The following is a 21,062-nucleotide window of genomic DNA, read 5'->3' on the forward strand; positions in this document are numbered from 1 at the left end:
CGACCTCACGCACCGTCCGACTGCAAATACCTGTGCGCGAAAGCAATCGCCATGCTGCCTTCGCCGACGGCCGAAGCGACGCGCTTCACAGGGCTCAGCCTCACGTCCCCGCACGCAAACACGCCAGGCACACTCGATTCGAGCAGATAAGGATCGCGGTGATGATGCGGCCAGCGTGCGGCCTTGACGACGTCGTCGCCGGTCAGAACATAGCCGCGTACGTCGCGCGCGATTTCGGCCGGCAGCCACTCCGTCTGCGCATCGGCTCCGATGAAGACGAACAGGCCGCCGCAGTCGTGCCGGCTTACTGCCTCTGTCGTCGAATCGCGAATGTCGATGGCCGTCAGATGCGTGTCGCCATGCGCGCCGACGACTTCCGAGCGCAAGCGCACCGCGACATTCGATTTGCCCGCAAGCTGTTCGACCAGATAGCGCGACATACCCTTTTCGAGCGAATCGCCGCGCACGACGAGCGTCACGCTGCGCGCATGATTGGCGAAGAACAACGCCGCCTGGCCGGCCGAATTGCCGCCGCCGATCAGATGGACGTCGAGGCCGTGGGTCGCGCTCGCTTCGCTGCGCGCCGCGCCGTAGTAGATCCCCTTGCCGATAAAGCGGTCGAAGCCGTCGATGGCAAGCCGCCGCCACGTGACGCCCGTCGCGAGAATGATGGATCGAGCGTGCACGGCGTCGCCGCCATCGAGATAAATCCGCCGCGTCTTTACATCGATGCGCTCGACCGAGCGCGTCACGAGGATTTCCGCGCCGAGCCGCCGTGCCTGTTGCAGCGCGCGGCTCGCCAGTTCGTCGCCGGAAACGCCATTGGGAAAGCCGAGATAGTTCTCGATGCGCGACGACGTGCCCGCCTGTCCGCCCGGCGCCTCGCGCTCCAGCACCAGCGTGCGCAGACCTTCCGACGCGCCGTACACCGCGGCAGCCAGCCCCGCGGGGCCGCCGCCGATGATCGCCGTGTCGTATCCGTCCAGACGCGGCTGCGTCTGAAGGCCGAGCAGTCCCGCCAGTTCGCGGGTCGCGGGCCGGCTCAGCACCGTGCCGTCGACGAGGCGCAACGCGGGGCACTCGCGTTCCGTCGGACAGGTGCCAGGCCAGCGCGCGGCCAGTTCGGGCGCATCCGGCGCCAGCCAGTCGGCGCTGATCTGATTGCGCGCGAGAAACTGGCGCAGCAGCGTGCACGCATCGTCCCAACGGTTGCCGACGATCGTCACACGCGCTTTCGGCGGCTCGGCAGAAAGGCTTTGCAGCCCGCCGATGCGTTCGCGCGCGAGCGCCCCCATCTTGAACGCCACCTCGGGCGACGCCGCCGCGAGCGCATAGTATTGCGGCGCGTCGACGCGCATCACGCGCGAAGGCTCGGCTGCTCGATAGGCGCCCGGAAACGGCGAACTCAGCGCAAGCGGCACTTCGCCAAAGATCGCGCCGGGCAGACGCCAGCCCAAGGTCCGCTCGATGCCGTCGAACGTCTTGATGACTTCCATCTTGCCCGACAGCACCGCGTATAACGCGCGCTCGCCGCCTTCATGAACCGCGAACTCGCCCGCGCACAGATGCAGGTCCGCGGCCGTGTGCGCGAGGGTTTCCAATTCGCTGTCGGGGAGGGTGGAGAACAGCGGCACGGCGCGAATGTCCTCGATCGTCAGCATGGCTTTGTTTTCCGTTTGTCGAACTCGCGCCAAGGCATACGCGGACAACGCGCATAGCCACCAACCGCATCGACCCAGTATAGGATTTTCGGATCGCGATGCAGACGATCGAAAGTCCTAAGATGGGTGAAGAGCCAAGATGCGAGTGGCGTATTTCGTCGTTGCCATGCAACCAGTACCAGGCGATCAGCGCGGAGGTGCGCAATGATGTTTCGATGGATGCGAATGGTCGGTCTGGCGACGTATGTGTGTGCCAGCGCGGACGGATGTCTGGCGGCGGATGCGTTGGCAGCGCTCGCGGCTGCTGTCGCGCCGCCGGTTGTCTATGTCGCCGATTTCGATCTCGACGCCGCGAATATCGCCCCTGACAGCGGGCCGGGCCACCGCGCGCGGGGCATCGTGGGCAATCTGGTGCCGGCGGGTCCGCTGCGCCAGCAACAGGACCCGCAGGCGCGGGCGCGGGAGATCGTCGCGCTGATGGCGCAATCCTTGACGGACGATCTGAAGAAGGCCGGAGTAGACGCGCGCCGCGTCGCGCCGGGTGAGCCGCTGCCTCACGACGGCTGGCAGGTGCGCGGTGTTTTTCTCAGCGTCGACGAGGGTAACCGGCTGCGTCGCGCGATGGTGGGCATGGGCGCGGGCCAAAGCCAGTTTCAGGTCGCGGTTTCCTGCGATAACCTGGCTGCGCCGGAGTTGCCGCCGCTTTATGAAAGTGTTGAAGAGGGCAAGAGCAGGGATATGCCGGGCGCGGTGATCAAGCTCAATCCGTACGTGATCGCCGCGAAGGTCGTTCTGTCCGGTCGCGATGAAAAGACGGCGGTCAGGAACAGCGCGGCGCAGATAGCCGACGAGATCGCGCGACGGCTTCAGACTGGCGCCAGGTAGAAGACTCGACTTCGTTGCGACGACTTTCGACCGGAACTGCGCGGGCGGGGCAGCAGCGCAGCCCCCGCCCGATAGGCGGCCGAAGCCGCCCGATCAGCAGCCCGTCTGCTTGACGCGCTCGACCGGGAGGCCGAACAGCGGACGCAGCTTGGTGCCGACCACGTTGCCGAAAAATGCCGCGACGAGCCACAGCCAGCCGTGCAGGCTGCCCGACACGATGCCGCTGAAGTACGCGCCGATATTGCAGCCGTACGCGAGACGCGCGCCGTAGCCGAGAATCAGACCGCCGACGATCGCCGCGATCAACGAGCGCAGCGGCAGACGCCACACCGGCGCATAGCGGCCGGCCAGCGAAGCGGCGAGCATCGCGCCGATCACGATGCCGATGTCCATCACCGACTTCATGTCGTGGCTGATCGGTGCGGCGAGGGCGGCCGCGTTCGGGCCGGTGCTCCACACCGGCCAGCTCGCGACGTCGACGCCCATTGCGGAAAACGCGTTGGCGCCCCACAGCGCGAACGCCGACGTGATGCCCCACGGACGACCCGACAGCGCGAGCGTCACGAAGTTGAGGATGGCGAGCACGACGCCGCCGGCGAGGAGCGGCCACGGGCCATGCAGCCACGGCGATGCGTTCGGTGCGCGCTCCACCTCGGTGACCAGACGGCCGTGACGGCGCTTCTCGATCAGCACGGTCAGCGCGGCGATTGCCGCGAACACTACGAGGTTCAGCGCGATCCCCGGAACCACGCCGAGCGTTTGCACGAGCGAGATCGGCGGCAGATGCGGCAGCGCGGACCAGAACGGCATGTGCGCCGTGCCGATCACCGAACCGATGATGAACGCAATCAGCGTGACCACCATCCGCGTGCTGCCGCCGCCGACCGTGTACAGCGTGCCGGACGCGCAACCCCCGCCGAGCTGCATGCCGATGCCGAACATGAACGCGCCGACCACGACCGAGGTGCCGACGGGCGACACCTCGCCGACCACCGGATGCCCGAACAGCGTGCCGGCGGACAGCGCCGGGAAGAACAGCAGCACGCCGACCGCGAGCATCAGCATCTGCGCGCGCAGGCCGGCGCCGCGGCCGTCGGCGATGAACACGCGCCATGCGGACGTGAAGCCGAACGCGGCGTGATAGAGCGTGATGCCGAGCAGCGCGCCGAGGACGTACAGCGCGGCCTGCTTCACGCTGACGGTCTGCGCGAGATAGATCGCGCCGAGCACGACCAGCGCGAGCGCGACGGCGAGCGGCTTCGGATTGATGTTGACGACACGGCGAGGCGCGCCGAATGGCGTGGAGAGATCGGACATGAAGAGTGGGGCGGACGCGCTTGTCGCGCGAGGGCGGCGCGCCGGTCAAACGGCGGTCGCTGCGCGGGAGGGGCCGCAAATAATCGTTTCGGGAAAGCCCGGGAGTATACCGAAATGTCAGGTCGCGGCCGCTGCCTGCCAAGGTTCGCGCTACTCGACGGCAAGTCGGGGCGCGTGCGGTGTCGCGAGCCTGCAATGCCCGCCGGACGGGGTTTTTGCGGAAATCGACGGTGGTTGGAGGTCCGTCGTTTAATAACCTATCGTAATAACGGTATTTCAAACTTGCATTGAAATCGTCATCAACGTGGAAGGCGGTGGTAATAAAAGCCTTACCGGAAGGCGCAAATCGTTGAGATTTCCCGCAACTGGCGAGCAGGCGAACTGCTAGTCTTCGTACGGGGCGCAGCCGTTTCGCGCGAGCGTGGAAGGGGGGATGTATGAGAACTCGAAGGCCACCTCTGCTGCGGCGACGTGCATCGCAACGTCGTCATTCAAGCGGGCGAATTTCAACCGCCATCGTTGTTTCATTGACCGGACTTTTCACGACGCACGTCGCGTGCGCGGCGGGGGCGCTGCCACAGGGCGGCCATTTCGTCGCCGGCTCCGGAAGCATTGCTCAGAACGACGCCGGCATCAGCATCACGCAGGCGGGTTCGCGCGGCATCATCGAATGGAACAGTTTTTCGATCGGATCGTGCCGCACGGTGTCGATCGACAACGGCACCGGCGCGACGCTCAATCGCGTGACGGGTAACGACGTGTCGGCGATCTACGGCACGCTGAAGGGCACCGGCAGCATCTACCTGATCAATCCGCATGGCGTGCTCATCGGGCCTAGCGGCGTGGTGTCGACGGGCGGGCGCTTCGTCGCTTCGACCCTCGACGTCCCCAACGATGTCTTTCTCAACCCGCCTGTGATCGGTGGGTCAGCCTATACAGGCAGTTCTACGGCGGACGTCGTCAATCTCGGCAAGATCAGTTCGTCGGGTGGAGACGTGTTCCTGATATCGGCCAGCAAGGTCACGAACGCAGGGACGATCGTCGCGCCGAACGGCAATGCCGAACTCGCCACGGGCCGTCAGGTGCGTCTATACGACGGCAAATATCAACAAGTCTTCGTGGACGTGGGCAGCGGCGGCACGGTAACGAACTCGGGCACGGTGCGGGCGGCGATCGTCAACGTGCAGGCGGCCGACGGCAACATCTTCGCGCTCGCGGGTCATTCGGGTGCGCTGCGCGCCACCGGCACCGCGACGCGCGACGGCCACGTATGGCTCGTCGCGAACACGACCGTCAACGGGGTCCTCGTCAATTCCGGCAACGTCGATGCGCGCGGCGCGCGAATCAGCGCGCGCAATGCGGACGGCAGCGGCGGCACGGTCGATATGTCAGGCAAAGACGTCAAGGTCGGCGGCGCGGACGTGCGGGCGAAAGCATGGAACATCACCACCGGGGATTTCATCGCGGACGGCCCCACTGCATATACGCTTGGCGCGAGCCTGAGCAACGGCGCGTCGATCTCCGTGATCGCGAACGGCGGGGACGGCAAGCTCGGTGCGACCGGTGAAGGAGACATCGCGATCGACGCCAGCGTGCGCTGGCACGGAGCCTCCTCGCTGACGCTCGATGCGGCTCACTCGCTTACGATCGCACCGCGGGCGACCATCGCCAATGCGGGCAAAGGTTCGCTCACGCTGTCCGCCGATACCAATGGTTTCGACAACGGCGGCAGCCTGACCAATCTGGGCACGATCGACTGGTCACGCAGCCTGGGCATCGTCAGTGGCCTGTACGACATGAACGGCAGCTACACGCCCGGCACCGTGTACACCAACGCATCGTGGCGCCCTGCGCCGTTCAGTGGGCTCGTCACGCAGTTCACGGCCTATCAGCTCGTCAACTCGATGGCGGATCTGAGCGCGGTGAATAACAACCTGTCCGGCAACTATGCGCTCGGCAGCAGGGGGCTGGAATTCGCGGGTGCGACGGACTTCGGCGGCATCGGCACCGCCGCGAATCCGTTCACCGGTCAGTTCGACGGCATGGGGCATCTGCCCGCGGACCTGCATCTGTCGGCCGCGGCCGATACCGGACTCTTCGGCGTGATCGGCAAGAGCGGGGTCGTGCGCAATTTCACGCTGGCGGACGGCGTCGCGACCTCATCGGGAGGAACGGTCGGCTTGCTGGCCGGCGTCAACTACGGGCACATGGTGAACGTCGGCGCCACGGGCACCATCGATGTGACAGGCAACACGAGTACGGTGACCGGCGGCCTGGTGGGCGAGAACTTTGGACGTATCGAGCGCTCGTGGGCTGGCGTGACCATCAACGGCGCGGATCAGATCGGTGGACTCGTCGGCCTGAACGATGGCCGCATCGGTCAGTCTTTCGCGATCGGCCGGGCAACAGCCGATGCGCAAGGCACAGTCGGCGGACTCGTCGGCACCAACCATGGCGCGATCGCCCGATCGTATGCAGACGAATTCCTGAGCGGCGGCGCGACTGTCGGAGGGCTTGTCGGCACCAATACGGGCTTCATCCGCGAGTCGTATGCCGCGTCCCGGCTCACGCCGGGCGCGAACGCGACGACAGGCGGTATCGCGGGCACGAACAGCGGCCGCATCGCCGCGAACGTGTTCTGGAACCGCGAATCGTCAGGGGCGGCGGCGGGCGTCGGCGCGGGCACGGCGGTGGCCGACTCGAGCGGACTCACCGATCAACAGTTGCTCGAGCCGGCGAGCTTCGGTCCGACCTGGGATTTCAGCGCGAACGGCACGTGGGTCGCGGGCTACCCGGGGCCGCAGTTGCGCTGGCTGGCAGGGCCCTGACATCGAGCGCATCGGCTACCATATAACCATGGTCGCAACCTAGAAAGGAGGCTGCCATGACTCAGTCAATGATCGGCCTGGTAGTGGTGTTGGCGGCCCTGCTGGTCATCGCGTTCGTGTTCGCGCGGCGATACAGGCACGCACATCCGCAAGAGACTATGACCCAGTGGCTCGACGCCCATCACATGGGTTGGCTACATCACAGGCACTGACTCCGGAGTTTGGCGGGTAGAGTCCCCAATGACATCCCGGCGATCGAATTCATCGCGATCGGCATTCGGTCGTGCCCGTCACACACGCGTCGCGCTGCTTGGCGCGGCGGTATTCGCGCTTGGGGCCTGCGCGCAGCCGTGGGAGGCGTTCCATGCGGGCGAACCGGAATCGGCCGTGGTCGCCAGAATGGGGCAGCCGCGCGAGGTCTACGAGCTGCCCGACGGTTCCAGGCGGCTGATGTGGCCGACGCAGCCCATGGGGGAAGTCACCGTCGCCGCGGACATCGACCCGACCGGCAAGGTGATCCGCGTCCGGCAAGTGCTGCAGCCGAACGAGTTTTACCGCGCGGAGCCTGACAAGTGGACGAAGAATGACGTTCTGTTCAACTTCGGCCGGCCGGAGGAAACGACTTACTTTCCAGTGATGAAACGCGAGGTCTGGAGCTATCGTTATCTGGAAGACAACGTTTGGTACCTGCTGTTTAATTTCTATTTCGACGACACCGGCGTGCTGCGCTCAACCCAGAAGAGCCCGGACCCGCTCCACTTGCAGGGTGGTGACAACAAGCCGATGTGAGGTCGATTTCAGCTTCGCTAGCGCTCCGACGACTGCTCGCGCAGGAAGGCCTGCGCTTCCGCCTCCGTCTCATAGACATAAGGTGACAGCCCGCGCCGCGTCAGTGCGCCACCCAGCTTGGCGCGCATGAAAGCGCTGGTAGTAAAGCGCGTCACGCCGAGGTAGTAGCGCTGCACCATATCCTCGACCATTTCGACATACGCGTCTTCCAGCGCGGGGTCCAACACGAAGCCCTCGTAGTTCACCACCGCATAAACCTTGTGGTCCAGTGGTTCGCAGACGCGGCATACCTGAGCCCGGATCGCGGCGATGTCGTCGGGACGCTTCACCTCGAGACGCGAGAAGTTGAGAAACATGATGTTCTTGTCGTCGTCGTAGATGAAGCGCGCTTCCAGCGGCAGCCGCAAAACATTCGAGCGCAGGCCCATCGGTTCCGGCAGGAAAATCCGCTCGTCCATCTGCTTCGGCGAACGCAGGATCGGTGCGAAGTCCATCCTGGCCAGAATATCGCGCTCCAGATCGACGCCAGGTGCGATCTCGATGAGTTCCATGCCCTCGGCGCCCAGTTCGAACACGCAACGCTCGGTGATGTAGAGGACCGGTTGTCCCGCTGCCGCCGCATACGGGCCAGAAAACGTGCGATGCTCGACTTCCTCGATGAACTTCCTGGCCGTGCCGTCACGGTGGATGCGCAGCTTGCCGTCGACGACTGAAATCTGGCTTTGGCCCGCCATGAACGTGCCGACAAACACGACCTTCCTGGCATTCTGGCTGATGTTGATGAAGCCTCCGGCACCAGCCAGGCGCGGCCCGAATCTCGACACGTTGAGGTTACCCATCCGATCGGCCTGCGCGAGGCCGAGAAACGCGATGTCGAGCCCGCCGCCGTCATAGAAATCGAACTGGGCGGGCTGATCGATGATCGCCTGCGGATTGGTCGCCGCGCCGAAGTTCAAGCCTCCCGCCGGAATGCCGCCGATCACGCCGGGCTCGGTGGTCAGCGTCAGCAGGTCGAGGATTCTTTCCTCGTTGGCGACGCTGGCGATGCCCTCAGGCATGCCGATTCCGAGATTCACCACGCTGTTTGGCTGGAGTTCCATTGCCGCGCGCCGTGCGACCACCTTGCGCTCACTCATCGGCATCGGCGCCACACTGCTCGCGGGCACCCGGATTTCGCCGGCGAACGCCGCGCTGTACGGTGTGGCAAAGGTCTGCTGGTGGTTCTCGGGCGGTGCCAGCACGACGCAATCGACCAGCACGCCGGGAATCTTGACCTGTCGCGGATTGAGCGAGCCGCTTTCGGCGATGCGCTCCACCTGGACGATCACCAGACCGTGGCAGTTGTGCGCGGCCATGGCGATCGCCAGAGCCTCCAAGGTCAGCGCTTCGCGCTCCATCGTCACATTGCCGTCGGGATCGGCGGTGGTGCCGCGCACGATCGCGACGTTGATCGGGAAGGACTTGTAGAACAGATATTCCTCGTTGCCGATCTGCATCAACTCGACCAGGTTCTCGGTGGTGCGTTCGTTCAGTTTGCCGCCACCGAAGCGCGGATCGACGAAGGTACCGAGGCCGACTCGTGAAAGATGCCCGGGTTTTCCGGCTGCGATGTCGCGAAACAGGTGACTGATCACGCCCTGCGGCAGGTTGTAGGCTTCGATCTGGTTATCCACCGCAAGCCGCTGTAGCTTCGGCACCAAACCCCAGTGTCCGCCGATGACGCGTTTGACGAGTCCCGGCGTCGCCAGGTGGTTAAGTCCCCGATCCTTGCCGTCTCCCTGACCGGCCGCATAGACCAGCGTCAGGTCGCGGGGCTTTGGGAGGGCGACTAACGCATCCTCGTCACGGGTCGTACACAGTTCCTCGATGGCGATAGCGATGTCTTCGGCGAAGCCGATGCCGACGAAGCCGCCTGTCGCGACCGTATCCCCGGCGCGGATCAGGCGCACGGCATCGCGCGCGGACGCCACTTTGCCCGACGAGCGGGAAAGGATCGCCGGTGAAGGCGTCCCCGCGGTTGATTGCGTGCTCACGTTTCACCTCGTCTGATTCGAGCGCGACCGTCTAGTAGGCGCCGCCGGTATCGATGGTCAGATGGAGCATGTCGTCCTCGAGAACCCGGATGAAATGCTCGTCTTCCTGCAGGAGTTCCTCCAGCACGTCACTATTGGAAAGCACGCCGATGACGCGCCCCGATTCGATAACAGGCAGGTGCCGGATCCGCTTCGTGTGCATCGACGCGAGGCATTGATCGCAGGTATGCTCGGGCGTCACATAAAACACCTGAGTGGTCATGATGTCGCCAACCTTGGTGTTGGCGGCGTTGCGGCCGAGCACGTCGACTTTGCGCGCGTAGTCGCGCTGGGACAGCACGCCAACCAGATTGCTGCGTTGCAGCACCAGCACCGTCGTCACATCCTTGTCGGCCATCAGTTGAAGCGCGCTGAGCACCGTGTCGTCGGGTCCGACCGAAACCAGCTCCCGCGGGTTCGCGGACAGAATTTGCCGTGCCGTCTTCCTCTCCTTTTTCATGAGCGCCTCCAACAGAAAGGGGAGCATGTGCGGACTCCGCCTGATCAAAGCGAAATCGAATTCGACCGTTCAGGTCCAGCCAGGTCTGGCGATATTTTTTCTTCGTCGAATTGCAGTGTAGGTCGCTTGATCTGCGCCGAACGAACATTTTCCGTTCCGGCTTATGTGGAAGAAGACGTCACGCTTCTGATAACGGTCGGCGCCTCTCGATGATCATCCGACCAGATCAGACATTCAGGTTGAACATTTCGGTCGAACCTACAGGCGCCGTCACCGCTGTGACACGGATTCGCCCCGATCCGTCCGCCGCTTGCTACCGCGAACGGTCGGCCGTGAGCCCACCTCATGGTCCGCGCGCGGTTCGTCATACGCAGTGGCGACGGCCCGCAGCCCCTGCCGGACGCGGTCGATCACATTGCCTTCCTGTCGTCTCGCGTACACCACGTAGGCCGACCACGAGAATTCCGGCGCGCCCGTGACGAGGCGCAGACGGCCGTCCCGCAAAAACGGCTCGGCGGTGCCGATGCGAAAGTAGCCCGATCCGCCAACCGACAGCAGATAAGTCAGCGCCAACGGTCCGAGCGAAATGGAGACAGGTGGACTACCGAGTTCAGGGAAGGCCGCCTGATGGTTTGCCTGAAAGCTCGGCCCCCAGTCGACATAGACATACTGGGCGGGATCCATCGCGCCATCTGGTGCGCTCGTTACCATCACCAGCTTTTCTTCGACGAGCAGTTCCGAAACCAGGTCAGGACGTTGCGGAGGGTTGTAAAGAACAGCGATGTCGAGCGATCCTTCATGCACACGGTCAAGCAAACGCATCGGACTGTCGACCTCCGCGCGCAGTGCGATCTGCGGGCATTCGCGATGCATCCAGATGAGCCAGTCGGCGAGGAGCGGATGCCACAGGCTGAGTTCGCCGCCCAGACTGACACCCTCTTCGCGTCCGGGCGGGAGCGCCACATGCTGGCGAGCTTGTTCCCACACCTGCACGAGGGTCGTTGCATGCTGGACGAAGCGTTCCCCAGCCGTCGTCAGACGGGCGCCAGCCTTGTTGCGCACGAACAGCCGGCGTCCCAGCTGTTCCTCCAGGGTGCGGATGCGCGCGCTCACCGCCGTCTGCGTCAGGTGCAACCGCTCCGCGGCCGAGATGAAGCTGCCACTTGCCGAGACTTCGAGAAAGGTGCGAGCTAGCGTGATATCCATCGTTTCATATCAAAATTTTTGCTTTCAATTGCAATGATAATCCATTTGCCTGCGGATAACCGGTGCCGGAAAATGGCTGTTGATTCATCACCAAGCTGACCTGTCGAGGCCCGCGCGACACGCTCACGCGGACACCCCGGGGCAGCGTACGTCTGGAGTCGATAGAGAGATGGCTGTTGCGGAATTTCGGGACCCGGGGCTGACCGAGGCCCAGTGGGAACACATCAAGGCCCTCACGACCTCGCTCGACTCCCGGCAACTCGTCTGGGTCAGCGGATATCTGGCGGGGTTCGATCAAGCCAGCACACTGCGAGCCGAAGCGCGCGCACCGGCTGCTGAAGCCGATCTCGGCGGCACTTCGGCACGCCGGCTCACCGTGCTCTACGGCAGCGAAACCGGCAACAGCGCGGCGCTCGCCCGCACGCTCGCCGAGCAGGCGGCGCAACGCGGTCTCGTCGCATCGCTGCATGACATGGCGAGCTACAAGGTTCGCCAGCTGAAGGACGAGCAGGATGTCCTCGTCGTCGTGAGCACCTATGGCGAGGGCGATCCGCCGCAATCGGCCACCGACTTCTTCGAGTTCATCGAAGGACGCAAGGCGCCGAAGCTCGGCGGCATGCGTTTTGCCGTGCTGGCGTTGGGAGACTCGACCTATGAACACTATTGCGAGGCGGGCAAGCGGCTCGACCGCCGTTTCGAGGAGCTCGGCGCCGAGCGCCTCGCGCAGAGGGTCGATTGCGACGTCGATTACGAGCAACCGGCGAACGCCTGGATCGAGCAGACCCTTGCGCTTCTGGGCAGTAATTTATCCGCAGGCGGTCATCCGCCCAGCGCCGAGCCGCGCGCGCCCGCAGGCGCGTTGCCGCAACGGCGGGCCGCCATCGACAGGCAACATCCATTTCACGCCCGCGTCATTGAAAACATTGCGCTGACGGGGCGTGGATCATCGAAGGAAACCCGGCATATCGAGCTGTCGCTCGAAGGCTCGGGCCTTAGCTTCGAACCGGGCGACGCGTTGGGCGTGGTGCCGACGAATGACCCATCAGTGGTTCGCGCGGTACTGCAGGAACTCGATCTCGATGACTCGCAAGCCGTCGACGTGAAGGGCAACGACACCACACTCGGCGATGCGCTCGGCGCGGGCTTCGAAGTCACTGCGCTCACGCCACGCTTTCTCGAGCATTGGGCACGGCTTTCCGGTGCGGCAGAGCTCGAACGTCTCGTCGACAACGCGCATGCCGGCGAGCGAACCGCCTACATGCGCGGTCACCACATCATCGACGTGCTCCGGCGGTTTCCCGTCAAGGGCATCGACGCGCAGCATTTCCTGGCCGCGCTAAGACCTTTGCAGCCGCGCCTCTATTCGATTGCATCGAGCCTCGCCGCGGCACCCGATGAAGTGCACCTGACCGTTTCGGCGCTGCGCTACGAACTGCACGGCGAACCGCGCGCAGGCGTAGCGTCGGGCCAATTGTCCGAGCGCACCGAGCTCGATGCTCAACTGCCTGTGTACATACACCGGAATTCGAACTTCCGGCTGCCCGGAGGCGACGTGCCGATCATCATGATCGGCGCCGGCACCGGCATTGCGCCGTTTCGCGCCTTCATGCAGGAACGCGAAGCACGCGGGGCCAACGGACGGTCGTGGCTTTTCTTCGGTGAACGCAACTTCCGCACCGACTTTCTCTATCAGACGGAGTGGCAACGGCTGCTGAAAGACAAAACGTTGACGCGGATGGACGTTGCCTTCTCGCGCGACCGGCGCATCAACGGCGAAGGCAAGACGTACGTGCAGCACCGGATGCAGGCGCAGGGCCACGACCTTTTCGCGTGGCTGGAAGAAGGCGCGCACCTGTACGTCTGCGGCGATGCAAGCCGCCTCGCGCCCGACGTCCATCACACGCTTCTCGAGATCGTCGGCAGCGAGGGCGCGCTCGATACCGAATGCGCGCAAGCGTACCTTCAACAGCTTCAACGTGACGGGCGCTACCAGCGCGATGTCTACTGAGCGACATGATGAGCAACCCACATACCGAACCGGATCGCAGCCGCGACCTGTCACAGCCCGTCGAACGTTTGAGTGCGGACGAACGTCTGAAGGCCGCGAGCGACCAGTTGCGCGGCACGATAGGCGCAAGCCTGGCCGACCCGCTGACGGGCGCCGTAGCCGATACGGACACCAAGCTGATGAAATTCCACGGCATCTATCAGCAGGACGACCGCGATCTGCGCGACGAGCGCCGGCGGCAAAAGCTGGAACCGGCGTTTCAGTTCATGATTCGCGTGCGGATGCCAGGCGGCGTCTGCACGCCTGCGCAATGGCTCAAACTCGATCAACTCGCGCGCGAGAACGGCGGCGAAACACTGCGGCTGACGACGCGGCAAACGGTTCAATTCCATTGGGTGCTCAAAGACGACCTGCGACCCCTGATTCAGGGCCTGCGCGAAGTGCAGCTCGATACGATCTCTGCCTGCGGCGACGACGCCCGCGGCGTGATGTGCTCGATCAACCCGCATCTGTCGTCACTCCATGCCGCTGTCTATGACCTCGCACGCCGCGCCAGCGACCAGGCGATTCCACGCATGCAGGCTTATCGCGAGACCTGGTATGGCGAGACGCGCATCGACGGCCCGGAACCCGAGGAGCCGTTCTACGGCAAGACCTACATGCCGCGCAAGTTCAAGATTGGCTTCGCGGTTCCACCGGTCAACGACATCGATGTCTACACACAGGACCTCGGTTTTATCGCCATTGCCGAGCGCGGCGAACTGAAAGGATTCAACGTCGCGATCGGCGGCGGAATGGGCCGCAGCGATCAATCGGCGGCGACCTATCCGCGGCTCGCCGACGTGATCGGCTTCGTCACGCCGGATGAGGTGCTTGCCACCTGCGAAGCGGTGATGAGCGTTCAGCGCGATTACGGCGATCGCAAGGAACGCGCGCACGCGCGCTTCAAGTACACGATCGACGATCTTGGTCTCGACTGGGTCAAAGCCGAGATCGAACGGGGGCTGGACTTCGCACTCGGAAACGCGCACCAGTTTGCCTTTACGACGAACGGCGACGCACTGGGCTGGCAGACGGGCGACGACGGCGCGCATCACCTGACGCTGTTCATCGAGAACGGCCGCCTGAGCAACGGGCCGGACCATGCGCTGCTCGACGGTCTGCGTGCAATCGCGCGCGTGCACGTCGGCACGTTTCGCCTGACGCCTAATCAGAACATCGTGATTGCTCAGGTGCCCGACGCGAACCGCGAGCAAATCGAGCGGCTTGCCGAAGAACACGGCCTGCTCGCTCACTTTCGTGACAGCGCGTTGCGCCTGAACTCGATGGCCTGCGTCGCGATGCCGACCTGTGGTCTGGCGATGGCCGAAAGCGAGCGCTACCTGCCGTCTCTCGTGACGAAGATCGAAGCCTTGCTCGAAAAGCACGGGCTGACGGATGTGCCGATCACGATGCGCATGAGCGGGTGCCCGAACGGTTGCTCGCGGCCCTATATCGCAGAGATCGGCCTGTCGGGACGCGCGCCGGGCAAGTACAACCTTTATCTCGGTGGCGGGTTTCACGGGGAAAGACTCAATCGCCTGTATCGCGAGAACGTCGGCGAACAGACGATCCTCGAGTCGCTCGACACGACGCTCGGCCATTTCGCCAGCGAACGCGTCGAGCACGAGCACTTCGGTGACTTCGTCATTCGCGCAGGTTATGTCGATGCCGTGACCTCGGGCCGCGATTTCAACCGTTGATCCAGCGTATTGAACGGTCTGCTTCGACGATGTCAGCTTACTTGCGGTTCATGAAGGAGAATTGGATGTTTTGGGAAAGAAAGCTGGCCTCTTGGGCGGCCGATCTTCGCGAGCACAGAAATCTGCCAGCACGCGTTTCGCTCTGGAATGGCCAGTCGCATGACCTTGGCGTATTCAGGCAGCCAGCAGTCACGCTGCACGCGAAAACCGCGGCAGTCATGCGACTGCTGTTGGCGCCCCGTCTGGATACGCTGGGAGAAGCCTACGTACAGGGAAAGATCGACCTCGAAGGGGACCTGACCGACATCGTCGATATCGGCTATGCGCTCGCGATGGCTGCGCCGCAGGCGCAGGGCCGGCTGCACCGCCTCGCGCGACATCCAACTCATTCGAAGGCGTCCGACCTGCGCACGGTCCGCCAACACTACGATGTGTCGAACGATTTCTACCGGCTGTGGCTGGACCGCCGCATGGTCTACTCGTGTGCGTACTTCGAGAATGGCGACGAGGACCTGGCCACCGCCCAGCAAAAGAAGATCGACCACATCCTCGCGAAAATCCAGTTGAAGCCCGGGCAGACATTGCTCGACATCGGTTGCGGATGGGGTGCGCTCGTGATTCGCGCCGCGCGTAAATTCGGCGCGCGGTGTGTCGGCATCACGCTGTCGAAGAACCAGTTCGAGTGGGCGACTGAACTCGTGAAAGCACGAGGTCTGACGGATCGCATCGAAATCCGCTTGCAGGACTACCGCGATATATCCGGACGCTTCGATCGGATCACCAGCGTCGGCATGTTCGAAGATGTGGGACGCCAGAATCTGGCCGAATACTTCGCACACGTGGAAGGACTTCTCGCCGAAGACGGCGTGTTGATGAATCACGGCATCACATCGACGGATGCGGAAAGCGGCGAAACGCCGTACGGCGGCGGGGTCTTTATCGATAAGTCTGCGTTTCCCGATGGCGAGTTGCCTCATCTCAGCCTCACGTTGAATTCGATGCAGAAGGGCGGTCTCGAAGCCTTCGACGTAGAGAACCTTCGCAAGCACTATGCGCAAACACTGCGGCTGTGGAGTGCGAATTACGAGGCGAACGCAGCGAAGCTGCGCGAACTGGTCGACGAAAAGACATTCCGGATCTGGCGCCTCTATCTCGCGGGCTGTGCCCACGCATTCGAGAACGACGAAGTGGCCATTTACCAGATCGTCGCGCGCAAGGCGGGTATCCGTGCCAGCAAGCTTCCGTGGTCACGCCGCTATATCTACGCGCCGAACTGATTCGTTCCGCGACTCGGGCGGCGGCGGCGCGGGGCAGGCGTTCGGACCCGGCCTCAGGAACGAGGAATGCTGCGATCCTTGGGGTTCAACCACTGGAGAGCACAATCATGTCCCATCGACTGAAAACAGGTGATCGCGTTACGTGGAACACTGAGCAAGGCGTGACGACAGGCACGGTCGTGCGCAGGATCATCAGGAATACGGAACTGGAGGGTCAGGTCGTCAGCGCGTCGAAGGACGACCCCCATTACGAGGTCGAAAGCGAGAAAAGCGGTCAGCATGCGGTGCATCGCGCGGATAGCCTGGAGAAGGTGCACAAGCACTGATCCGCGCCGGATCGACAAACGACGCCATTGCACCGGGCTGCGTCGTTGCAAGGTAGACCATCGAGACTCGCACGGCATGATCGGGCCGGCAGGGTACCGGCCCGCCATGCCTGCTAGGCGATCTTCTTCGCTTCGTCGCGCCAGTAGTGTTGCTGTTTCCACCCAAGAAGGCGCTTGAGTTTCTCATTGCTGAGCAGAGTCTCGAACTCGCCGAGTTGCTTCCTGACCGGCACGCCCGGGTAGTAGCGCTCGAGCAGTTCCGCGGTGGGTACGTCGGACGATACGTCGTCGGCCGCGACGTTCATGACCTGAAAGCCGAGGCCATCCTTTTCGATGGCGAGCCGGCACGCGCTCGCGAGATCGCGGCCGTCGATATAGCTCCACGCGATCCTCTTGCGCAGTGCCGGGTCTTTGAGCCACTCCGGAAACTTCGCGTAGTCGCTGGGTTCGAGCACATTGCCGATACGCAAGCAGTAAATGTCGGAGCCGGTGCGCGCGTGAAACGCCTTCGCCGTCACTTCATTGATCACCTTGGACGTCGCGTAGCTGTCCATCGGGTCCACCGGATATTCCTCGTCGAGCGGGAAGTATTCCGGACTGCGGTCGCGGTGCGCGAACACGATGCCGTAGGTGGTCTCGCTCGATGCCACGATCACCTTGCGGATGCCAAGCTTCGACGCCGCGTCGAGGATGTTGTACGTGCCCATCACGTTGATCCGGTAAACCTCGTTGTCGGGCGTGATCATGATGCGAGGGATCGCCGCGAAATGCACGATAGCGTCGATCGGCTTGGGTTCGAGGTCGTTGGCGAATTCCCCCGGCGCCGTGCTCGATGCCAGCGCATTGAATACCTGGCCCGCATCGGTGATGTCCGTAATCAACGTGCGCGCGGTGCGCGCCGCCATCGGCACGCGATCGACGTTCATCACCTCGTAGCCGTGCTCGATCAGCTCCTGGACGACCCATTTCCCGGCCAGGCCGCTGCCGCCGGTCACAATCACTCGCTTCGTCATGTGCTCCTCTTCTCCTGTTGTCCTTCTTGTTGCGGTGGCGCTGCGTGTCCCTGATGCGGCAGTGCTGGTCTCTGCTCAATGCGTTCGGCTGAGACGACGTTCAGGCGTTGATCCAGGCTCGCGCCTGTTCCAGCTCGTTGACGCGAAACGCCTTCATTTCGGCCTTCGTAAAGAACCGCGCCAAATGCATCGACGCGTGAATCCAGCCCGCGTCGGCGACCACGGCGGCGCGCGTGACCTTGCGGGCGACGGCGACGCCGAGCGTCAGGTCGGTCCACAGCGCCTTCGGTTCGATGCCGCTGAAATGCTCGATGCGTTCGAGCACGCGGGTCTTACCGTTCAGTTCAAGATCACCACGCATGCGCTCGATGGTTTCGCGCAGTTCGTGGTCGGTGATTTTGCCTTCGACGGTTATTTCGATGACCGGTGAATCGGGTACGGTGTGATACACGATCATGGCAGGACCCCTGGCGAGAGAGACGTTACACGCTCAGGCACAGATGAACCTGGCGTCCGACGGTGTGCTCATGGTACCCCTTTCCATACGCCCGGTTGGGTTGCGGGCGTATTGCCATCGAGATCGACGACGAGCGGCCGGCCGCGGTCCGGCGTGATCGGCGCGTGGTTCACGACCGCGGCACGATCACGAACAGCTGGTAGGGACGCGCGGGCAACTCCCGTCCCCACGCGGTCTTGCCCACCTCGAGCGCAACCGGCGCTGCATGGCTTAGCGACGATGCAGTCGCGATGCAGTCCGAGTCGTCGCCACGGCACACGATCAGCGTACCCTGGCGCGCGAAATCGGCGGGTGTGATCCAGGGCGTTGCCGCCGGCCAGTGGAGATCCCAGAAGCGGGCGCGGCCGCCGTCATAGAACACCATCGAAGCGGCCTCATGCGTCGAGCCTGCTACGATCGACAGCGGCCGGCTGGTGCGTTCGTGCCACACTGCCTGCGCGGCCGCCGCGAGTTCCGCGCGCGGCTCGGCCGCGTCGTCGGTATTGCGCCGCGCCCCTGTGTAGCCGACCACTGACGACACCGCGAGCACCAGCGCCCAGTAAACCGCCATCGCGCGTATCGCGCGCCGCGGCGCGAACTCGACGCGGGCTTGCGCGAGCACGGCAAGCCAGAGCGGCACGATCGCGAACCACTGCGCCATGCCCCAGACCGAGGCCATCTGCGTCTTGCCGGTCACGGACAGCACGCCCACGGCGAACAGCGGCCCCAGCGCGAGCCACCAGAGATCCGGGTGCGACGCGGGTCGCACGACGCTCAGCGCCATCAGCCGCGCAGCCCCGCGGGTGCGCACCATCAACAGCACGAAAACGAAACTGAGCGCGAGATAGCCGATCTGCGCGAGCGTGTAGATGCCAAAGCGCCCGACCGCGGCGAGCAGGGTGCCGCCGGTGCGTTGCGCGGCATACTCGAGCGTCGGGAAATGATTGACCATCATCCAGTGGACGTGCGGGGCCAGCACGGCGACGCCGGCCGCCACCGCGAGCAGCGAATCGACGCTGACGAGGCGCGCACGCCATGCGGGGCGCGCGAGCAATGCCAGCAACAGCCCGAGCAGCAGCACGATCGTGAAGTACTTGCCCAGCACCGCAAGCGCCGCGCACGCCCCGAGACCGAGCGCCGCGCCGCTGCGCGCGAGGCGGTTGCCCGGTTGCGCGTAGCGGACGAAAAAGTAGGCGGTCCACGGCCAGACCGACAACAGGATCGAGTTCGGATTGAATTTGATGGCGAGATTCGAGTAAAGCGGCGATACCGCCATCGCAAGCCCGGCGAAGATCGCGATCTGGCGCGGCACGAAGCGGCCGGCGAGCGCGACGATCCCGGCAAGGCCGACCAGCACGTTCACCGCCGACAGCGCGAAATACGCGAGATCGGTATGCGGGAACACGCTGAACCAGGCCGCTGCGACCCACGACGAAAGCGGCGGGTGCTTTGCGTAACCGGCCTGCCACTCGATGCCCCAGACGTAGGTCTCGACCATGTCGCCCTGGATGTCCAGATTGCCGCGCGCGAGCCAGGCGGCGAGAGTCCAGACGACTGCGTGGAAGGGTAGCAGCCAGCCGAGTGATGCGATGTCTGCGGCGGCGGGTTGGTCGGAGGCCGAGGCGAGCGACGGAGGATTCGAAAGCTGGGTCGACATTGAGCGTTGTGGTCTGTGTGCCGCCGTACGGGGGGCGTTTTTAGCCCGGCATTGTAATATGAGCTTATGGAACAAGTGGGCGAAACTGACAGACCACCCGGCAACCCATGGCGCCGATCGAGTTAAAAAGGCTTGATGGAGGAAGGACGCTCGCGGCGAAAATTGGCCCGTGAAGGGGGCGCGTCCATCCACTAACAGAGCTGAATGCCGCTAATGGGCCTGGCAGTCACAGCCGGCCGCCAGGCGAATGAATAGGAACGCCGTCACTACCATCAGCTGCCGCGCATCTTCGGCAGCCGGGTGACCGTCGTACCAGCCGGAGCTCAGGGCGCGGTTCCGACTATCCCACATACATCATGTCAGAAGACGTCCCCATTCATAATCGACACGGTCGGGTAGCATGGGACTTACGCCGGCCCCCGGCGTAAAAGTGAGTTCGCCGAAGAACACCCGGTCAGATGGTGAGTACAGGTCGACGCGTACGTAATCGAAACCCTCGGACAAATGCGCCGCCGTATCAAGCAACAACTCCAGATTGTTCGGCCGCGGTGCCGGTCTCGTGCTGCGAACGTAGGGAGCAAACTCGAGATCGATACGGTTCCATTGTGCGTCGTATGTGTCGCCGCGCGTATTACTTCCGAAGCGGTCTGAGATCACGAAGATAAACATCACAGGTCGCCCCGATCCGTTCGCAAAGCAGTGAACCTTGTAGTCGGCTGGAATCATGCCGTGCTCGTCGAGCAGCAGACTCTCGAAGTAAATGCGTGGCTGAATTCCTCGGTAGTGCCGTTCGCGCGCATTTCTGTAGAAATTGGTGGATAGCCATTGGCTGGCGAGAAGCTGGAGACGTTCGAAACTCTGCTGCGACTTGTCCCGGACGATTTCTACAAAATTGTTTCCATGATTTGCCTTCATGACAAAAGAATTCGGCAACATGTCGAAAACATTCTGCGTAAAGTCCGAGGGTGCGGAGATGATGGGGATAAGGTATTTCTCACCGATCTTTTCTCTGACGTAATCGCGCACGGTCAGTTTGTCCGTCAACGCGCCGTATCGCGAGTCCGGCCGCAAGCAACGTAGCAGGATTTTCTCGTTGTAGGTTGTGGGGTGAAACAGTTTAGGGAAGCGCCCGATACGCTTCCGATGTAGCAAGCTGAGGAAAACCGCATCGGGAAGAAGCTGTTTCGCGTTGTCTTTCGTCCATTGAACAATCGATTGGGACGGGTAGGTCATTACACGTCTCCCAACAATGACTACGCACGGGTATCAACGTTCCTGAAGGTGCGACTGACAGAAGTTCGATGCAGGCATCAGAGGACATGATC

The 21,062-nt window shown here is 63.5% G+C and carries 16 protein-coding genes; 7 read left to right on the forward strand and 9 right to left on the reverse strand.

The genetic code is table 11. From position 1 onward, the window contains the following. Positions 1 to 5: 5 nt before the first annotated feature. Positions 6 to 1,661 carry an FAD-dependent oxidoreductase gene (locus AB3X86_RS18855; protein ID WP_368597159.1) on the reverse strand — a complete coding sequence of 552 codons (1,656 nt, stop codon included), beginning with the start codon at positions 1,659 to 1,661 and terminating at the stop codon, positions 6 to 8. A gap of 285 nt (positions 1,662 to 1,946) precedes the next feature. On the opposite strand from AB3X86_RS18855, the gene AB3X86_RS18860 reads away from it, so the two are divergent. After that, positions 1,947 to 2,546, forward strand: a complete 600-nt coding sequence (locus tag AB3X86_RS18860; protein ID WP_368597160.1) for a DUF4410 domain-containing protein — start codon at positions 1,947 to 1,949, stop codon at positions 2,544 to 2,546. 93 nt (positions 2,547 to 2,639) lie between these two features. Here AB3X86_RS18860 and AB3X86_RS18865 read toward each other — a convergent pair whose 3' ends face one another. Then, positions 2,640 to 3,863, reverse strand: coding sequence for a YeeE/YedE family protein (locus AB3X86_RS18865; RefSeq protein WP_368597161.1), 1,224 nt, complete (start codon positions 3,861 to 3,863; stop codon positions 2,640 to 2,642). A 527-nt stretch (positions 3,864 to 4,390) separates the two neighbouring features. On the opposite strand from AB3X86_RS18865, the gene AB3X86_RS18870 reads away from it, so the two are divergent. Then, positions 4,391 to 6,691 carry a filamentous hemagglutinin N-terminal domain-containing protein gene (locus tag AB3X86_RS18870; RefSeq protein ID WP_368597162.1) on the forward strand — a complete coding sequence of 767 codons (2,301 nt, stop codon included), beginning with the start codon at positions 4,391 to 4,393 and terminating at the stop codon, positions 6,689 to 6,691. A 240-nt stretch (positions 6,692 to 6,931) separates the two neighbouring features. Further along, positions 6,932 to 7,480, forward strand: a complete 549-nt coding sequence (locus tag AB3X86_RS18875; RefSeq protein WP_368597163.1) for a hypothetical protein — start codon at positions 6,932 to 6,934, stop codon at positions 7,478 to 7,480. Positions 7,481 to 7,497: 17 nt separating this feature from the next. Here AB3X86_RS18875 and AB3X86_RS18880 read toward each other — a convergent pair whose 3' ends face one another. The 3 genes from AB3X86_RS18880 to AB3X86_RS18890 form a co-directional block, all read right to left on the reverse strand. Further along, a complete protein-coding gene (locus AB3X86_RS18880; RefSeq protein WP_368597164.1) occupies positions 7,498 to 9,513 on the reverse strand; it encodes an acyl CoA:acetate/3-ketoacid CoA transferase in 2,016 nt (671 codons plus the stop codon). 31 nt (positions 9,514 to 9,544) lie between these two features. Next, complete coding sequence (locus AB3X86_RS18885) at positions 9,545 to 10,039, reverse strand: CBS domain-containing protein (RefSeq protein WP_368597165.1); 495 nt, start codon at positions 10,037 to 10,039, stop codon at positions 9,545 to 9,547. Positions 10,040 to 10,282: 243 nt separating this feature from the next. Further along, positions 10,283 to 11,218, reverse strand: a complete 936-nt coding sequence (locus AB3X86_RS18890; RefSeq protein WP_368597166.1) for a LysR family transcriptional regulator — start codon at positions 11,216 to 11,218, stop codon at positions 10,283 to 10,285. Between the two features lie 169 nt (positions 11,219 to 11,387). Between AB3X86_RS18890 and AB3X86_RS18895 the strand changes: the two genes are divergently transcribed. The 4 genes from AB3X86_RS18895 to AB3X86_RS18910 all read left to right on the forward strand — a co-directional run bounded on the left by AB3X86_RS18895 (position 11,388) and on the right by AB3X86_RS18910 (position 16,571). Next, positions 11,388 to 13,226: an assimilatory sulfite reductase (NADPH) flavoprotein subunit gene (locus AB3X86_RS18895; RefSeq protein WP_368597167.1), complete on the forward strand. Its 1,839-nt coding sequence runs from the start codon at positions 11,388 to 11,390 to the stop codon at positions 13,224 to 13,226. An 8-nt stretch (positions 13,227 to 13,234) separates the two neighbouring features. After that, a complete protein-coding gene (locus tag AB3X86_RS18900; protein WP_368597295.1) occupies positions 13,235 to 14,968 on the forward strand; it encodes an NADPH-dependent assimilatory sulfite reductase hemoprotein subunit in 1,734 nt (577 codons plus the stop codon). 65 nt (positions 14,969 to 15,033) lie between these two features. Continuing rightward, on the forward strand, positions 15,034 to 16,245 hold the full coding sequence (locus AB3X86_RS18905) for a class I SAM-dependent methyltransferase (protein WP_368597168.1): 1,212 nt from the start codon (positions 15,034 to 15,036) through the stop codon (positions 16,243 to 16,245). A gap of 107 nt (positions 16,246 to 16,352) precedes the next feature. Continuing rightward, positions 16,353 to 16,571, forward strand: coding sequence for a DUF2945 domain-containing protein (locus AB3X86_RS18910; protein ID WP_368597169.1), 219 nt, complete (start codon positions 16,353 to 16,355; stop codon positions 16,569 to 16,571). A 113-nt stretch (positions 16,572 to 16,684) separates the two neighbouring features. Here the strand turns inward: AB3X86_RS18910 and AB3X86_RS18915 are convergent, their stop codons facing one another. From AB3X86_RS18915 to AB3X86_RS18930, 4 genes are all read right to left on the reverse strand, one after another. Further along, positions 16,685 to 17,584 (reverse strand): NAD-dependent epimerase/dehydratase family protein, encoded by a 900-nt coding sequence (locus AB3X86_RS18915; protein ID WP_368597170.1) that lies wholly within the window; start codon positions 17,582 to 17,584, stop codon positions 16,685 to 16,687. Between the two features lie 100 nt (positions 17,585 to 17,684). Next, positions 17,685 to 18,041: an STAS/SEC14 domain-containing protein gene (locus AB3X86_RS18920; RefSeq protein WP_368597171.1), complete on the reverse strand. Its 357-nt coding sequence runs from the start codon at positions 18,039 to 18,041 to the stop codon at positions 17,685 to 17,687. Between the two features lie 169 nt (positions 18,042 to 18,210). Next, positions 18,211 to 19,737, reverse strand: a complete 1,527-nt coding sequence (locus AB3X86_RS18925; protein WP_368597172.1) for a glycosyltransferase family 39 protein — start codon at positions 19,735 to 19,737, stop codon at positions 18,211 to 18,213. 354 nt (positions 19,738 to 20,091) lie between these two features. Continuing rightward, positions 20,092 to 20,970, reverse strand: coding sequence for an ATP-grasp fold amidoligase family protein (locus tag AB3X86_RS18930; protein WP_368597173.1), 879 nt, complete (start codon positions 20,968 to 20,970; stop codon positions 20,092 to 20,094). Positions 20,971 to 21,062: the final 92 nt, after the last annotated feature.

It is taken from the genome of Paraburkholderia sp. BR14374 (genome assembly GCF_040948685.1).
Taxonomy (GTDB): Bacteria; Pseudomonadota; Gammaproteobacteria; order Burkholderiales; family Burkholderiaceae; genus Paraburkholderia; species Paraburkholderia youngii.

What these genes read in the sequence shown, in the direction of transcription:
- AB3X86_RS18855 (WP_368597159.1), bottom strand. Translation starts at nt 1,661, where the DNA reads ATGCTGACGATCGAGGACATTCGCGCCGTGCCGCTGTTCTCCACCCTC.
- AB3X86_RS18865 (WP_368597161.1), bottom strand. Translation starts at nt 3,863, where the DNA reads ATGTCCGATCTCTCCACGCCATTCGGCGCGCCTCGCCGTGTCGTCAAC.
- AB3X86_RS18875 (WP_368597163.1), top strand. Translation starts at nt 6,932, where the DNA reads ATGACATCCCGGCGATCGAATTCATCGCGATCGGCATTCGGTCGTGCC.
- AB3X86_RS18885 (WP_368597165.1), bottom strand. Translation starts at nt 10,039, where the DNA reads ATGCTCCCCTTTCTGTTGGAGGCGCTCATGAAAAAGGAGAGGAAGACG.
- AB3X86_RS18890 (WP_368597166.1), bottom strand. Translation starts at nt 11,218, where the DNA reads ATGGATATCACGCTAGCTCGCACCTTTCTCGAAGTCTCGGCAAGTGGC.
- AB3X86_RS18895 (WP_368597167.1), top strand. Translation starts at nt 11,388, where the DNA reads ATGGCTGTTGCGGAATTTCGGGACCCGGGGCTGACCGAGGCCCAGTGG.
- AB3X86_RS18900 (WP_368597295.1), top strand. Translation starts at nt 13,235, where the DNA reads ATGAGCAACCCACATACCGAACCGGATCGCAGCCGCGACCTGTCACAG.
- AB3X86_RS18905 (WP_368597168.1), top strand. Translation starts at nt 15,034, where the DNA reads ATGTTTTGGGAAAGAAAGCTGGCCTCTTGGGCGGCCGATCTTCGCGAG.
- AB3X86_RS18910 (WP_368597169.1), top strand. Translation starts at nt 16,353, where the DNA reads ATGTCCCATCGACTGAAAACAGGTGATCGCGTTACGTGGAACACTGAG.
- AB3X86_RS18915 (WP_368597170.1), bottom strand. Translation starts at nt 17,584, where the DNA reads ATGACGAAGCGAGTGATTGTGACCGGCGGCAGCGGCCTGGCCGGGAAA.
- AB3X86_RS18920 (WP_368597171.1), bottom strand. Translation starts at nt 18,041, where the DNA reads ATGATCGTGTATCACACCGTACCCGATTCACCGGTCATCGAAATAACC.
- AB3X86_RS18925 (WP_368597172.1), bottom strand. Translation starts at nt 19,737, where the DNA reads ATGTCGACCCAGCTTTCGAATCCTCCGTCGCTCGCCTCGGCCTCCGAC.
- AB3X86_RS18930 (WP_368597173.1), bottom strand. Translation starts at nt 20,970, where the DNA reads ATGACCTACCCGTCCCAATCGATTGTTCAATGGACGAAAGACAACGCG.